Genomic DNA, 15464 nt, shown 5'->3' on the forward strand with positions numbered 1-15464 from the left:
ACGGCGCCAGAACCTAAATCTGGTGCGTCTACCAATTCCGCCACGTCCGCGTTCTACCGTTTGATTATTAAGAACAATCGTTACTTAATCTACAAAGAGTAGTTATTCTATATTTTAATCGACGATTGGTAAATCAATTAAAAGTTGTATGGTGGCTACTACGGGATTTGAACCTGTGACCCCATCATTATGAGTGATGTGCTCTAACCAGCTGAGCTAAGTAGCCAAATTGTTTTTTCTTTCTAACTCGTCTCTCTTCCGTCTTATCGGTGAGGACGGAGCGCATTATGCTTACCAGAGGCTTATGCGTCAACACTTTTTTGAAAAAAATATGAATTCTTTGTTTGTTCGAACGGATTTTAATCAAAGCGTACTTTTTATATGCAAAATAGAGTGAATTAGAACAAAAGAATGAGAATAAGAGTTGAAAACAAGATGTAGTGAATTGGGGGAGGTAGAATAATAATGGGTTTAACTGATTGAATTATAGACAAGTAATAAAAAGGCCAGCAAATATGCTGGCCTTTTTTATTATACGTTGAAGCGGAAATGTACTACATCGCCATCTTTAACAATGTAATCCTTTCCTTCAAGACGCCATTTACCTGCTTCTTTAGCGCCGCTCTCGCCACTAAATTCAATAAAGTTGTCGTAACCTACAACTTCTGCACGGATAAAGCCTTTTTCAAAGTCTGTATGGATTTTACCTGCCGCTTGCGGTGCTGTTGCACCTACAGGGATAGTCCAAGCTCGTACTTCTTTAACACCAGCGGTGAAATACGTTTGTAGAGCCAGTAATTCATAACCAGAACGGATAACACGATTTAGACCTGGTTCTTCAATGCCCATATCTGCAAAGAACTCTTCACGATCTTCATCGTCAAGCTCAGAAAGATCGGATTCAATAGAAGCACACACAGCAACAACAACGTTGTTTTCTTTTTCTGCGTACTCACGAACCATGTCTAAGAATGGATTATTTTCAAAACCATCTTCAGCAACGTTAGCAATATACATTGTTGGTTTTAACGTTAGGAAGTTAAGGTAAGAAACCGATGCGATTTCTTCTTTTGAAAGTTCAACGGTACGAGCCATTCCACCTTCAGTGAAAACTGGAAGTAGTTTTTCAAGAACAGAGATCTCAAACTTAGCGTCTTGATCTCCGCCTTTTGCTTTCTTCGTTTGACGGAAAATAGCACGCTCACAAGAATCTAGATCCGCAAGAGCAAGCTCAAGATTGATGATTTCGATATCTTCAATTGGAGAGATTTTACCTGCAACGTGAATGATGTTCTCATTTTCAAAACAACGAACAACATGGCCGATAGCATCAGTTTCACGGATGTTAGCCAGGAATTTATTACCTAGACCTTCACCTTTAGATGCACCAGCAACTAGGCCTGCGATATCAACAAATTCCATTGTTGTAGGAAGAATACGCTCTGGATTTACGATTTTAGCTAATGCGTCTAAACGTAGATCAGGAACCGGAACCACACCCGTGTTTGGTTCAATTGTACAGAAAGGGAAGTTTGCCGCTTCGATTCCTGCTTTAGTTAGTGCGTTAAACAGTGTTGATTTACCAACGTTTGGAAGACCAACGATTCCGCATTTAAAACCCATGATGTAAACCTTATCTTTGTTATTCAGCTTTGAATGTATGTAAACGATTTTGTGCTTTACTTAATCCATCTTTAAGCAAGATATCTAAACAGCGTGTAGATTCATCTACAGCAGCATCGATTAACTCTTGCTCTTTGGTTGGCGCTTTTCCTAAAACAAAACCGGCAACTTTATCTTTATGACCTGGATGGCCAATACCAATACGAAGTCGATAAAATTCTTTCGTATTGGCTAATTTACTAATCGTGTCACGCAAGCCATTATGACCGCCGTGTCCACCACCTTTTTTAAATTTCGCAACACCAGGAGGAAGATCTAACTCATCGTGAGCCACAAGGATCTCTTCTGGCTTTATTTGATAAAACTTAGCTACAGCAGCAATAGCTTTACCAGATAAATTCATAAATGTTGTTGGGATCAACAAACGAAGATCCTGACCATTTGTTTGAATACGACCAGTTAAACCGAAGAATTTAGATTCTTCTCGCAAGGATACATTATGTACACGAGCGAGTTCTTCAACAACCCAAGCGCCCGCATTATGACGAGTTCTTTTGTATTCAAGACCAGGGTTTGCTAGTCCAACAAGAAGTTTGATTTGATTGCTCAAAGACTTATCTCTCTATTTGGATACTAATATCATTAATACACTTATTTAGTACCAATAGAACTAAAGACAATTAATGGTATTAGTATGTGCCATTAAAAAGGCGCGCCATATTACCACAAGAATTCCAAATACAAAAACGCCCCGCATAAGCAGGGCGTTTTATATAGAATTTGGTTTGATTAGTGATCAAACATTGCAGAGATAGACTCTTCATTGCTGATACGACGGATCGCTTCAGCCAGCATGCGAGAAAGGCTAAGTTCAGTGACTTTGCCTGTTGCTGCCATTTCTTTAGATAGAGTAATCGAATCAGTAACAACCACTTGGTCTAATACTGAGTTTGCGATGTTTTCTGCAGCAGAACCAGAGAATACAGCATGAGTTGCGTAAGCAAATACACGTTTAGCACCACGTTCTTTAAGTGCTTCGGCTGCTTTACAAAGTGTACCACCGGTATCAATCATGTCATCAACGATAACACAGTCACGACCTTTAACATCACCAATTAGATTCATTACTTCTGAAACGTTAGCACGTGGACGACGCTTATCAACGATAGCGATATCAACATCACCTAATGCTTTAGCTGTTGCGCGAGCACGAACAACACCGCCTAAATCTGGAGATACAACAACAGGGTTTTCTAAACCACGAGTACGCATATCATCAAGCAGTACAGGAGTACCGAAAATGTTGTCTACAGGTACGTCGAAGAAACCTTGAATTTGTTCAGCATGTAGGTCGATAGTTAAAACGCGGTCAACGCCAACGTTTGAAAGCATATCAGCAATAACTTTAGCTGTGATTGGTACACGAGCAGAACGTACACGACGATCTTGACGAGCGTAACCAAAATAAGGGATAACCGCAGTAATACGACCTGCAGAAGCACGACGAAGTGCATCGATCATTACTACTAATTCCATAATATTGTCATTAGTAGGAGCACACGTAGATTGAATGATGAAAACATCACTACCACGTACGTTCTCGTTAATTTGAACAGCTACTTCGCCGTCAGAAAAACGATCTACAGTAGCGTCACCTAGTGAAATGTATAGTCGATCAGCGATACGTTGCGCTAGTTCAGGAGTTGCATTACCAGCAAATAGCTTCATGTCAGGCACGGTGGAAACCTCAGGGTTGCGTCCAAATTGTGAGAATTTTATATTTTGCATAATGATTTATACTCTTCCAATTGGCGGTTGAGTGGCGAAGTATTGAGACCTCGTGTGATAAATCCTGTTGCATTATCAGGGATTAACGAGTAAACGGTTTGTGCATCTTCTTTACTGTTAAATTCAGCAAAAACACATGCGCCAGTTCCAGTTAATCTTGATGGAGCATATTCTAACAGCCATGAAAGTTGGTAATCAACCTCTGGATACACTCTTCTGACAATTTTTTCGCAATCGTTTTCGTAAGAGGCGTCTAAAAGTACACTAAGTGGCTGTTTTGGTGTATTTCTAATCAAATCAGGATGAGTGAAAACATCAACCGTAGCGATATGTACTTCTGGCTTAATTAATACGTACCATAGTTCTTTAGGAGTAACTGGCTGTAATTTCTCCCCGATACCTTCAGCAAAAGCCGAAAAACCATGCACAAAAATAGGTACATCGGCACCTAGTTTTACACCTAAACCAGCTAATTCGTCATTACTAAGATTAAGTTGCCAAAGAAAATTTAATGCAACTAATACCGTTGCTGCATTTGAAGAGCCTCCACCAATCCCACCGCCCATTGGTAATATCTTTTCAATCTCAATATGAGCACCGAACATAGATTGGGTATGTTGTTGGAGAAGTGTTGCGGCTTTCCAAATTAAATTATCTTCAGTTTTTACTCCGAGGATATCAGGAGCTAAGGTTATTTCCCCTGATTGATTTGGAGTGATTGTAAGGTAGTCGCATAAATCGATGAACTGAAACAGGGTTTGTAGTTCATGATAACCATTCTCTTGTTGACCATTAATATAGAGAAATAAGTTTAGCTTTGCTGGAGAGGGCCAGCGAGTCGATGTTTTTATCATTGAGAAACTGTCCAATTTGAGGCAATGATTTTAATGGTGGTGTTCTGTTGAGTGAGCTTCATTGAATTGGGTAATAGCATGTTGTCTTTTTCAATATAGCTATTATAGCGTAGGTGCCAATTTGTTTGACCAATTTGCTTTGCGAGATGATCAACGGTGTTAAGTTCGTTGAGTTGAAAACTATCTGCTGCGGTCGGCAAGCCTTTGATCCAGTCATTTAAATAGCCAATAGGAAGGTTAAGGCCTGTCAGACCATACATGAGCCGGCCAGGGTCTCTGCCTTCGAAGGTTTGACCATCACCCGTTTCAACAAGGGTATGCCCATTATCTATAGTGACTTTTATAACGGTGTGCCCTAAAAATGTGGTGAGTAATAACTGACTATTGTCTGATTTTTGGGTCCATAGGAAATTTAAACTATGGCGTTGTTCTGGGGATTGATAGCCAATTTTGCCAGTGACTTTATATTCTGTCATTGCTTCTAATTGAGCTTGGTGCTTAACCCAATGAGTCGATTGCTGTGGGGGCAATGGAACACTCGAACAAGCGCTAAGAAAAAGCGAGAGGATGAGAATCACAAATGGGAGGCGGAAAAAATAAGGGCACATTATTGAAAAACTCATGTTTAATCTGAAATAGATTTTAGGATTGTAGCAAATTGTTCGTACATTTGGCGTTAAATAGTGTTTATTCACTACTAATTTTCGGACAGAATGACCTGATGCCTTTTAAAACTCGGTCGTATCAAGTAAAATTCGTCCTTGTTATTTTTTTACTGGTCAGTTTGCCGAATGTCATTGCTTGTTATTGGAATCAATCATACGTCAGCCTCTGTTGATTTGCGCGAGAAAGTTGCTTTTTCTCCTGATAAATTAACTAGGGCACTAGACGAATTAAAAAACAGTGATGCAATTCAAAGTGGCGTAATTTTATCTACGTGTAATCGAACTGAAATTTACTGTGAAGTAAAAGTTGGGATCAGCAGTGGTTACGTTATTAACTGGCTTGCTGAGTTTCACCTCGTCTCTTTAGATATATTGATGCCAAGTATCTATGTTTATGAAGAGCAAGCGGCTGTTAAACATCTTATGCGCGTATCTTGTGGTTTAGATTCGTTGGTATTAGGTGAGCCACAAATTTTAGGCCAAGTAAAAAAAGCGTTTTCAGATGCTCGCGAGCGAAACGCGGTTGAAGGTACCGTTGAAAAACTATTTCAAAGTGACTTTTCGGTAGCTAAACGGGTTCGTACCGAAACTAATATTGGTGGTAATGCCGTTTCAGTGGCTTATGCCGCGTGTATTCTGGCTCGTCAAATCTTTGAGTCTCTTGCAGATTCTACCGTTCTTCTTGTAGGCGCAGGAGAAACGATAGAATTGGTCGCTAAGCATTTAGATGCAGCTGGTTGTAAACAGCTTATCGTTGCAAACCGAACACGCGAGAGAGCAATGGGGCTTGCTGAGCAATTTAATGCGGATGTTATTAGTCTTCCTGAAATTCCAGAGTATCTACCAAAAGCCGATATCATTATCAGTTCTACCGCCAGCCCATTACCGATTATTGGTAAGGGGATGGTTGAAAGTGCATTAAAACAACGTAGGCATCAACCGATGTTATTTGTTGATATTGCTGTCCCTAGAGATATAGAAGGGGAAGTCGCAGAATTGAGTGGTGCGTATTTGTATTCGGTAGATGATCTTAAGTCGATTATTGATCACAATATTGAGCAACGAAAAATAGAAGCGATTCAAGCTGAAGCGATCGTCAGTGAAGAGAGCGCTAGCTTTATGACGTGGATCCGCTCGCGTCAAGCCGTGAATAGCATTCGCCAATATCGAAATAATTCAGAAGCGATCAGAACTGAATTATTACAAAAAAGCATTCAAGCGTTAGCTTCTGGCCAAAATGTAGAAAAAGTATTGGCAGAGTTAAGTAATAAATTAACCAATAAACTCATTCATGCACCAACACTTGCGATGCAGCAGGCTGCCAAAAATGGTGAGCCAGAGAAACTTGCTGTGATCCGCTCAAGTATTGGTCTAGACAACTAAGTGTAGCGTTCGCTACCAACATAAAGAATAAATATTATATGAAAGCATCAATTCGAGTAAAACTGGAGACGCTGGTTGAGCGTTACGAAGAAGTTCAGCATTTATTAGGTGACCCTGGCGTTATTGGTGACCAAAATAAATTCCGAGCTTTATCTCGTGAATACTCTCAATTGGAAGAAGTGACACAGTGTTTTCAAGCGTATGAGCAAGCTCAAGAAGACTTAGTTGCGGCTGAAGAGATGGCGCAAGAAGACGATGCTGAAATGCGTGAAATGGCGCAAGATGAAATTAAAGAAGCAAAAGCTGCGATTGAGCGTCTTACTGATGAATTACAAGTATTGCTTATTCCAAAAGATCCAAATGATGAGCGTAACTGTTTCTTAGAGATCCGTGCTGGTGCGGGTGGTGATGAAGCGGGTATCTTTGCGGGTAACCTTTTCCGTATGTATTCTCGTTTTGCAGAGAAAAAGGGCTGGCGCATCGAAGTCATGAGCTCGAATGTTTCTGAGCAGGGTGGCTTTAAAGAAATGATTGCAAAAGTAAGCGGCGATGGCGCTTATGGTGTATTGAAATTTGAATCAGGCGGCCACCGTGTACAACGTGTTCCTGAGACTGAATCACAAGGTCGTGTACATACATCTGCGTGTACTGTAGCTGTAATGGCTGAGATCCCAGAAGCGGATCTTCCAGAAATTAAAGCGGCCGATCTGAAAATTGATACTTTCCGTGCATCAGGCGCGGGTGGTCAGCACGTTAACACCACCGATTCAGCAATTCGTATTACTCACTTACCAACAGGGACTGTTGTTGAGTGTCAGGATGAGCGTTCACAGCATAAAAACAAAGCGAAAGCGATGTCAGTTCTTGCTGCGCGTATTATTCAAGCTGAACAAGCTCGTCGTGCAGAAGCGGTATCAGATACACGTCGTAACTTATTAGGTTCTGGTGATCGTTCTGACCGTATTCGTACTTACAACTACCCACAAGGTCGTGTTTCTGATCACCGTATCAACCTAACTATTTACCGTTTAAATGAGGTATTAGAAGGTGATTTAGCGGCGTTGATTGAACCTGTAGTATTAGAATACCAAGCAGATCAATTGGCCGCATTAGCTGACAATAACTAATGAGCCAATCTATTGATGCGCTATTAAAGCGTTCAATTCAATTGCTGCAACTTGAGGGGAGCGATTCTCCTCAAGTTGATGCGTCTGTTCTGTTGTGTCATGTTTTAGATAAACCAAGAAGTTATCTACTGACTTGGCCTGAAAAAGAGCTAACAGACGCAGAGCTTACGGCATTTGAATCATTACTTTCTCGTCGACTCTCAGGCGAACCTATTGCTTATATTGTAGGTTATCGAGAATTTTGGTCACTGCCGTTAAAAGTATCACCAACCACGCTAATTCCTCGCCCTGATACAGAACGCCTTGTTGAGATTGCTCTCGACCATCTTGATGCATCATCAACAAAAGTATTGGATTTAGGAACCGGGACTGGTGCTATCGCTCTCGCTATTGCTTCTGAAATGCCAAACCTTCATGTTATTGGGGTTGATTATCAACAAGATGCGGTTGAATTAGCGCAAAGTAATGCCAAAGATAATCATATAATGAATACTGAATTTCGTCAGGGAAGTTGGTTTACTCCAATTAAACCGGATGAACAGTTTTCTATTATTGTGAGCAATCCACCTTATATTGATGGAAATGATCCTCATTTATCTCAAGGTGATGTACGGTTCGAACCTCAAACGGCATTAGTTGCAGAGCAAGAAGGCTTTGCCGACTTAATTCATATTATGGAACATAGCCGTACTTATTTAGTTGAGAATGGTTGGTTGCTAATGGAGCATGGCTTTGAGCAAGGTAAGCAATTACGTACTTATTTTGAAGCGCATGGCTTTGTTAATGTCAAAACAGAACAAGATTATGCTGGCAATGACCGAGTTACTTTAGGTCAATGGGCAGTAAACACAGAGAATAAAGGATAATTCATGTATACCGCTGTTAAACATATTCACCTATTTATGATCGCTTGTAGCGTACTATTATTTGTTGTTCGCTATGTACTAATGATGGTTGATTCAGATCTTCGTAATAAAGCGTTTTTAAAGCGAGTGCCACACATTGTTGACTCAGCGATGCTACTCAGTGGTATTGCTCTTATCTTTATTACTGGTTTTATTCCGTTTACTGGCTCTGCTCCTTGGTTAACAGAGAAGCTGACGTGTGTGATGGTATACATCGCTTTGGCTTTTGTAACGTTGAATAACGGTAAGAATAAAGTATTTAAAACCTTTGCTTTCTTTGGTGCGCTAGGGTGGTTAATGGTTGCCGCTAAGATTGCTGCTACTAAAGTACCGACATTTTTGGGGTAACTATGTTTCAATTGCTTGATGAAAATTTAGAAGACCTTAGTCTTGTTGAAGGTGCGCTTGCACTTAATTCAGCGATTGATTCTGAGACACAAAGAGAACAGATTACTGCTAAGTTACAAGAGATGTGCGTTGCAGCAGAGCAAGTGCTAGCGGATGAGCTTAATGATGAAAAACGCTTGGAGCGATTGATCCAGCTTTTTTACGTTGAATGGGGTTATCAAGGTGATATTTACACCTATTTTAATTCTGAAAATGCATTTATTAGCCATGTACTTGAAAGTAAAAAAGGCATTCCTGTAACGTTAGGCGCTATTTTTCTATACCTGTGTGAATACGTGAAATTACCTGTGAGTGCGATTAATTTTCCGACACAGTTAGTATTAAAAGTTGAATGGGAAGGAAAAGAAGACCTCTATTTAAATCCTTTTGATGGGCAGTATATTAATACGCATTTAATGACCGCGTGGCTTATTGGCTACGGTGGCCCATTAGCGAAAATATTACCGATCCACTTAGAGAAAATAGACAATCCAACCCTAATCGGGCGTTTACTCGCGGTAATTAAAACCGCGTGTATTAGAGAAAAGAAATTCTCTTTCGCTTTAACGTGCAGCGATCTCGCATTAACGATGGTTCCTGATGACCCATTTGAGATCCGTGATAGAGGTTTAATCTATCAACAGCTACACTGTAATGATGCAGCAAAAAACGATTTAACGTACTTTATTGAGCAGTGTCCTAATGATCCCTCAGCGATGCTGATGAAGCAGCAGGTCCAACTGTTACTAGAACAACACCCTACCGTTCTCCATTAAGAGTGAAGATAATGCAAAATCAAAAAACAGTAAAAATTGGCAATATCGATGTAGCAAATGATAAGCCGTTTACCTTATTTGCTGGTATGAACGTATTAGAATCTCGTGATCTAGCGATGCGTATGTGTGAAACATATGTTGAGATCACTGATCGTCTAGGCATTCCATACGTATTTAAAGCGTCTTTTGATAAAGCAAACCGTTCATCAGTACATTCATACCGCGGTCCTGGTATGGAAGAAGGTTTGAAAATTTTCCAAGAATTGAAAGACACTTTTGGCGTTAAGATTATTACGGATGTTCATACTGAAGCACAAGCACAACCAGTGGCTGATGTGGTGGATGTTATTCAACTACCTGCTTTTCTTGCTCGTCAAACTGATTTAGTTGAGGCAATGGCAAAAACAGGCGCGGTAATTAATGTGAAGAAACCTCAATTCATGAGCCCTGATCAAGTGGGTAATATCGTTGATAAGTTTGCAGAGTGTGGTAACGAAAACATCATTCTTTGTGAACGTGGTTCATGCATGGGTTACGACAACCTAGTGGTTGATATGCTTGGTTTTGGTGTAATGAAAAAAGCATCAAATGGTAGCCCAATCATCTTTGATGTGACGCATTCTCTACAGAACCGTGATCCAAGCGGTAAAGCGTCTGGTGGTCGTCGTTCACAAACAGTAGAACTTGCAAAGGCTGGCCTAGCAACAGGTATTGCTGGTCTATTTATTGAAGCGCATCCAAACCCAGATAAAGCACTGTGTGATGGTCCTTCAGCATTACCATTAGATCAACTTGAACCGTTCTTGAAACAAATGAAAGCGCTAGATGATTTAATTAAAGGTTTTGAGCACATCGATATTAAATAATATTGAGAGTAGCGAGATAAACTAAAGCCCAAGAGAGATAACTTTCTTGGGCTTTTTTATGTAATGTTTTATTTAGAAATGTACTTATTCATTGTTTGAATCAGGGGTAAACCAATCTAGTTTGTGGTGCAGTGTTGTTACACTGCCGACAACAATTAACGATGGGCTAATGGCTTTTTCTGCCATGTTAGCTAGCTCAGAAATCGTTCCTGTAAATACTTTCTGCTTTTGTGTTGTGCCACGTTCAATAATGGCACAAGGGGTATTAGCGGCTAAACCATGTTTAATCAATTGAGTTGAGATATGCGGGGATTGTTTCAGTCCCATATAGAAGACCAAGGTATTGTTTGAACGAACTAAGGCATCCCACTCAATCTCAGCGCCATCTTTTTGAACATGAGCGGTAATAAACTGTACACTTTGTGCGTGATCTCGATGGGTGAGGGGAATACCCGCATAAGAGGTTGCCCCTGCCGCCGCAGTAATGCCAGGCACCACTTCAAATTGAACGCTATTCTCAGCTAGAGTTTCTAACTCTTCGCCACCACGACCAAAAATAAATGAATCGCCACCTTTAAGGCGGACAACGTGTTTACCTTCTTGTGCTTTATCTACCAGTATTTGGTTTATTTTATCTTGTGGGACGAAATGGAAATCTAACTTTTTGCCCACATAAATCATTTCAGCACCATCGTTCGCAAGCGCTAAGATTTCTTTAGAAACAAGACGGTCATAAACCACAACATCAGCTTGCTGTATAAGGCGATGGCCTTTGACTGTTAATAGGTCTGCATCACCAGGACCTGCGCCAACAAGAGAAACAAGTCCGTTTGTTTTTTTCTGCTCAGACTGAGCTTGAATACTTGGCATAATCGATTCCTGCGTTATGTTTTTATTTCACTCTAGTATGTAAGAGTCGATAAAAAAAATCACCCTTAATACTTGATTAAGAGTGATTTAATTTGAATGAGTTATAACTAACTCTTCGTTATTTGTTTTTAGTTAGAGCTTAGAGATGGCGCTGTTTTCGCGTATGTTAGGTATAAAGGAACACACGTAAAGATAAGTCCACCAACTAGGTTACCTAAAATGGTTGGAATTAGATTAAAGTTTAACCAAGTCGCAATAGTAAAGTCAGCACCTAGCATCATACCAAGTGGGAATAGGAACATGTTTACAACGGTGTGTTCAAATACTAGAGCAAAGAAGATGAAAATAGGGAACCACATCATAGCAACACGGCCAGCTACTGTGCGTGCAGTCATGTTACCAATTACACCTAGACATACCATTAGGTTACAGAAAATAGCGCGGACAAAACACGTGATCCAACCGTCCATTCCCATATTTTCAAAGCCTAAGCTACGACCTGTCGATACCGCGATAAACTTTTTCGCTACCGCATTTAGTTCTAGAGAGAAATTACCCGTTAGAGAAACCGCAACAAGATAAGCAACAATTAATGAACCAATAAGATTACCTAGACCAACAAGCCCCCAGCAGCGGAAAATACGACCCCAAGTAATACCAGGACGGTTATCAAATTTTGCCAATGGAGCAAGACCAAACACACCCGTTACTAGGTCATAGCCCATTACACTCAAAATAACAAAACCAACAGGGAAGACAAGTGCACCAACGATACCAACACCAGTTTGAACAATGGTCGTAATAGCAACCACCACCGCCAGAGATAAAATAATACCAGCCATTGTGCTTCGTATTAGAAGATCTCGAGTGCTTGTTTTTACTTTTGCTTCACCAACGTTAATCATGGTTTGTACAAATTCTGCTGGTTTAAAGTCAGTAGTAGACATGAATGTGTCCTTATAAAAAATTAAAAGTTTAAATTGAATAGTGAAAGACTCGCTGGTTCTCATTCTAGTGTTGAGAAACAGCAAGCCTTTAAGCTATTAAATCTAATCTAAGTCACTAAGCTGAGATTTCTACGGCACCTTTAGTAACACGAGTTTTATATGCTTTAACGTTAAATTGCTCATCTTCCATGCAAACACCTGTAGTAAGGTTAAAGCGCTGTTTCTTTAGAGGACTAGCAACCCAAAGCTCACCTTGATGTTCAACAATTAAACCACGTGATAAAACATTTGCTTGGAAGTAAGGGTCAGTATTACTGATTGCCAGTACGTCTTCGCCTTTTGATGGACGAAACACGGCAACTTGCTCACCATTGACAAGAGCACAAACACCAGTACCTGGAATGATGTCCTCTAGTTGACAGATTTTTACGAATTTAGAAGTCATAATTAACTCTCTCGCTCTTATTCAGTTGCAGCTACGTGTAGGATGTCACCCTTTGCTTCAGGGTGTTTTTCAGTAAACGTTGCTGGGCGGTGTTGTTCACGGCCATCAGAAACAAACACAACATTATCATCACGCTCATCAGCGTTAATAAAATGAGCAAAACGCTTAAGTTGAGTTTCGTCGTTAATCGTATTTGTCCACTCACATGCAAAGTTATTCACTAATTTTGCTACGTCTGTTTCTAATTGCTCGTTAATGCCAAGTTTATTATCAACAATCACTTTACGTAGATAGTCAACACCACCTTCAAGGTTGTCCATCCATACAGACGTACGTTGTAGTGGTGCTGCTGTACGAATGTAGAACATCATGAAACGGTCGATGTATTTGATAAGAGTTTCTTGGTCTAAATCGCTTGCCAGTAAATCTGCGTGACGAGGTTTCATACCACCGTTACCACATACATACATGTTCCAGCCGGCATCTGTTGCGATAATGCCTAAGTCTTTACCTTGTGCTTCAGCACACTCACGAGTACAGCCAGAAACACCAAATTTCATTTTATGAGGGGTACGAATGCCTTTATAACGGTTTTCAATCATTACGCCTAAGCCAACAGAATCTTGAACGCCGTAACGACACCAAGTCGAACCAACACAGGTTTTCGCCATGCGAAGTGCTTTTGCGTAAGCTTGACCAGTCTCGTAACCTGCTGCGATTAACTTCTTCCAGATTGCTGGTAAGTCATCTTTTTGAGCGCCAAATAGACCGATACGTTGAGCACCAGTAATCTTGGTATAAAGATTATATTCAGCCGCAACGTCAGCTAATACACTTAATGCTTGAGGCGTTACTTCGCCACCCGCCATACGAGGAATAACAGAGTAAGTACCATCTTTTTGCATGTTACCTAGGAAGTTATCATTGGTATCGTGCAGTTTAACTAGTTGAGGTTTAAGGATGTGCTCACCCCAACAAGACGCAAGAATAGAGCCTGCAAGAGGTTTACATACTTCACAGCCGTAGCCTTTGCCGTATTTCTCCAATAAATCTTCGAAGGTTTTTATCTCTTCGATACGGATAAGATGGAATAATTCTTGGCGAGAGTAAGAAAAATGCTCACATACGTCGCTTTTTACTTCAATACCCGATTTGGCTAATTCAGCATTAAGGACGGAAGTTACTAGAGGGATACAACCCCCACAGCCCGTACCCGCTCCAGTAACTGCCTTAATATCAGCCATCGTGTGATGACCATCAGCAACCGCTTGAGCAATTTTGCCCTTGGTTACATCGAAACATGAACAAATAACCGCGGTTTCTGGTAATGAATCAGCCCCTAATGATGGCTTTTCTGCTCCCGCATGTGCAGGAAGGATCAGAAGGTCTGGATGTTCTGGTAGATCAATATCATTAAGTTTTAATTGCAATAAATCGCCATAATCAGATGTATCGCCAACCATTACCGCACCAAGCAGTTTTTTACCGTCTTCAGAAACAATGATGCGTTTATATACTTCTTGTTCTTCATTTTGGTAAACATAGCTCTTACAGCCAGGAGTTCGACCATTTGCATCACCAATTGAACCTACTTTTACACCCAGTAGTTTCAATTTGGCACTCATGTCTGCGCCTTCAAATGTACTGTCGTTACCCAGTAAATGATCAACGGCAACGGTTGCCATTTTATAGCCAGGAGCAACCAAACCGTAGAAAGTACGATTCCAAGAAGCACATTCGCCAATCGCGTATACATTACTATCTGTTGTTTGGCAGTTGTTATTGATTTCAATACCACCACGGGGAGCTACGCCTAAGCCCATTTGACGAGCTAATTTATCTTGAGGGCGAATGCCTGCTGAAAATACGATGAAATCAGTTTCAAGCTCTGTACCATCAGCAAAACGCATGACATTACGGGCTTCTTTACCTTCAGGTGCAATTTCTAATGTATTTTTACTGGTATGAACTTGAACACCCATGCGTTCAATTTTATTGCGTAGTTGTAAACCGCCTTGTTGATCGAGTTGCTCAGCCATCAATACCGATGCAAACTCAACAACGTGTGTTGTTACGCCTAATGCTTTAAGTGCGCCAGCCGCTTCAAGACCAAGTAGACCACCACCGATTACAACACCACTTTTACTATTTTTAGCCGTAGCTTCGATAGATTTAAGATCTTCAATCGTGCGGTACACAAAACAGTCTTTACTTTCGTTACCTTTGATAGGAGGAACAAATGGAAAAGAGCCAGTTGCAAGGACTAGCTTGTCGTAGTGGATTTCACGACCAGTGCTTGAATAAACGACTTGTTTTTCACGGTTGATATTAATAGCTCGTTCGCCAAGTAATACATTAATACCATGTTTTTCGTAGAAACCTTCTTTTACAAGAGAGAGTTCATCAGCAGTATGGTGAGAGAAGTATGAAGAAAGGTGAACACGGTCGTAAGCGATACGTGGCTCTTCACAAAATACCGTAACATCCATATTTTGAACATCAGTTTTATCGACCAAATCTTCGATATAGCGATGACCAACCATGCCATTACCGATGATGACTAACTTCATCTTGCTCATAAGAATTCCTATTATCATTGATATGTATATATGATGAATTATGAATGATTATGTCGATATGATGTGGATCAATTACGAAATAAAATTACTCCAAAGTGGTACGAGCAAGAAGGTTGAGGTGTTTTTTGTTATTAAATCAATATATTGACTGTAGCACGTGGCTTATTCTTGTTGTTTTATTACAATAATTGAAGGGGTGTTTTGAATTTAAGTGTTAGATAAGAGTGCTTTGTGAAAAAAAAAGACAGA

The 15464-nt window shown here is 40.4% G+C and carries 15 protein-coding genes and 1 tRNA gene; 6 read left to right on the top strand and 10 right to left on the bottom strand.

Translation table 11 applies throughout. The features are described from left to right. Window positions 1-149 precede the first annotated feature (149 nt). The 6 genes from PVK62_RS07065 to lolB all read right to left on the bottom strand — a co-directional run bounded on the left by PVK62_RS07065 (window position 150) and on the right by lolB (window position 4795). A tRNA-Met gene (locus tag PVK62_RS07065) sits at window positions 150-226 on the bottom strand. Between the two features lie 305 nt (window positions 227-531). Beyond that, window positions 532-1623: a redox-regulated ATPase YchF gene (gene ychF / locus PVK62_RS07070; RefSeq protein ID WP_274443716.1), complete on the bottom strand. Its 1092-nt coding sequence runs from the start codon at window positions 1621-1623 to the stop codon at window positions 532-534. A gap of 19 nt (window positions 1624-1642) precedes the next feature. Next, a complete protein-coding gene (gene pth / locus PVK62_RS07075) occupies window positions 1643-2233 on the bottom strand; it encodes an aminoacyl-tRNA hydrolase (RefSeq protein WP_045101508.1) in 591 nt (196 codons plus the stop codon). Window positions 2234-2412: 179 nt separating this feature from the next. Then, on the bottom strand, window positions 2413-3360 hold the full coding sequence (locus PVK62_RS07080; protein WP_122036154.1) for a ribose-phosphate pyrophosphokinase: 948 nt from the start codon (window positions 3358-3360) through the stop codon (window positions 2413-2415). 38 nt (window positions 3361-3398) lie between these two features. Then, a complete protein-coding gene (gene ispE / locus PVK62_RS07085; RefSeq protein WP_274443717.1) occupies window positions 3399-4265 on the bottom strand; it encodes a 4-(cytidine 5'-diphospho)-2-C-methyl-D-erythritol kinase in 867 nt (288 codons plus the stop codon). Next, window positions 4262-4795 (bottom strand): lipoprotein insertase outer membrane protein LolB, encoded by a 534-nt coding sequence (lolB, locus tag PVK62_RS07090; RefSeq protein ID WP_274443718.1) that lies wholly within the window; start codon window positions 4793-4795, stop codon window positions 4262-4264. The genes ispE and lolB overlap by 4 nt, the downstream gene beginning before the upstream one ends. Before the next feature lie 261 nt (window positions 4796-5056). Here lolB and hemA point away from each other — a divergent pair, with 261 nt between their 5' ends. The 6 genes from hemA to kdsA are packed head-to-tail and all read left to right on the top strand — an operon-like array spanning window position 5057 to window position 10374. Next, window positions 5057-6313, top strand: coding sequence for a glutamyl-tRNA reductase (hemA, locus tag PVK62_RS07095; RefSeq protein WP_274443719.1), 1257 nt, complete (start codon window positions 5057-5059; stop codon window positions 6311-6313). Window positions 6314-6351: 38 nt separating this feature from the next. Beyond that, a complete protein-coding gene (gene prfA, locus PVK62_RS07100) occupies window positions 6352-7440 on the top strand; it encodes a peptide chain release factor 1 (RefSeq protein ID WP_274443720.1) in 1089 nt (362 codons plus the stop codon). Next, the gene (gene prmC, locus PVK62_RS07105; protein WP_274443721.1) at window positions 7440-8306 is read left to right on the top strand and encodes a peptide chain release factor N(5)-glutamine methyltransferase; all 867 of its coding nucleotides are present in this window, start codon (window positions 7440-7442) and stop codon (window positions 8304-8306) included. The genes prfA and prmC overlap by 1 nt, the downstream gene beginning before the upstream one ends. A gap of 3 nt (window positions 8307-8309) precedes the next feature. Beyond that, a complete protein-coding gene (locus PVK62_RS07110) occupies window positions 8310-8693 on the top strand; it encodes a SirB2 family protein (protein WP_274443722.1) in 384 nt (127 codons plus the stop codon). Window positions 8694-8695: 2 nt separating this feature from the next. Beyond that, a complete protein-coding gene (locus PVK62_RS07115; protein ID WP_274443723.1) occupies window positions 8696-9508 on the top strand; it encodes a SirB1 family protein in 813 nt (270 codons plus the stop codon). Between the two features lie 11 nt (window positions 9509-9519). Further along, window positions 9520-10374, top strand: a complete 855-nt coding sequence (gene kdsA / locus PVK62_RS07120; RefSeq protein ID WP_274449354.1) for a 3-deoxy-8-phosphooctulonate synthase — start codon at window positions 9520-9522, stop codon at window positions 10372-10374. Between the two features lie 84 nt (window positions 10375-10458). On the opposite strand, the gene cobA is transcribed toward kdsA, so the two are convergent. From cobA to nirB, 4 genes are all read right to left on the bottom strand, one after another. Next, a complete protein-coding gene (cobA, locus tag PVK62_RS07125) occupies window positions 10459-11244 on the bottom strand; it encodes a uroporphyrinogen-III C-methyltransferase (RefSeq protein WP_274443724.1) in 786 nt (261 codons plus the stop codon). 128 nt (window positions 11245-11372) lie between these two features. Then, a complete protein-coding gene (locus tag PVK62_RS07130) occupies window positions 11373-12191 on the bottom strand; it encodes a formate/nitrite transporter family protein (protein ID WP_274443725.1) in 819 nt (272 codons plus the stop codon). Window positions 12192-12306: 115 nt separating this feature from the next. Beyond that, complete coding sequence (nirD, locus tag PVK62_RS07135) at window positions 12307-12636, bottom strand: nitrite reductase small subunit NirD (RefSeq protein ID WP_274443726.1); 330 nt, start codon at window positions 12634-12636, stop codon at window positions 12307-12309. Window positions 12637-12653: 17 nt separating this feature from the next. Then, window positions 12654-15215, bottom strand: coding sequence for a nitrite reductase large subunit NirB (gene nirB, locus PVK62_RS07140; protein ID WP_274443727.1), 2562 nt, complete (start codon window positions 15213-15215; stop codon window positions 12654-12656). Window positions 15216-15464 lie beyond the last annotated feature (249 nt).

The sequence above is a fragment of the Aliivibrio sp. S3MY1 genome, from assembly GCF_028765575.1.
GTDB lineage: Bacteria > Pseudomonadota > Gammaproteobacteria > Enterobacterales > Vibrionaceae > Aliivibrio.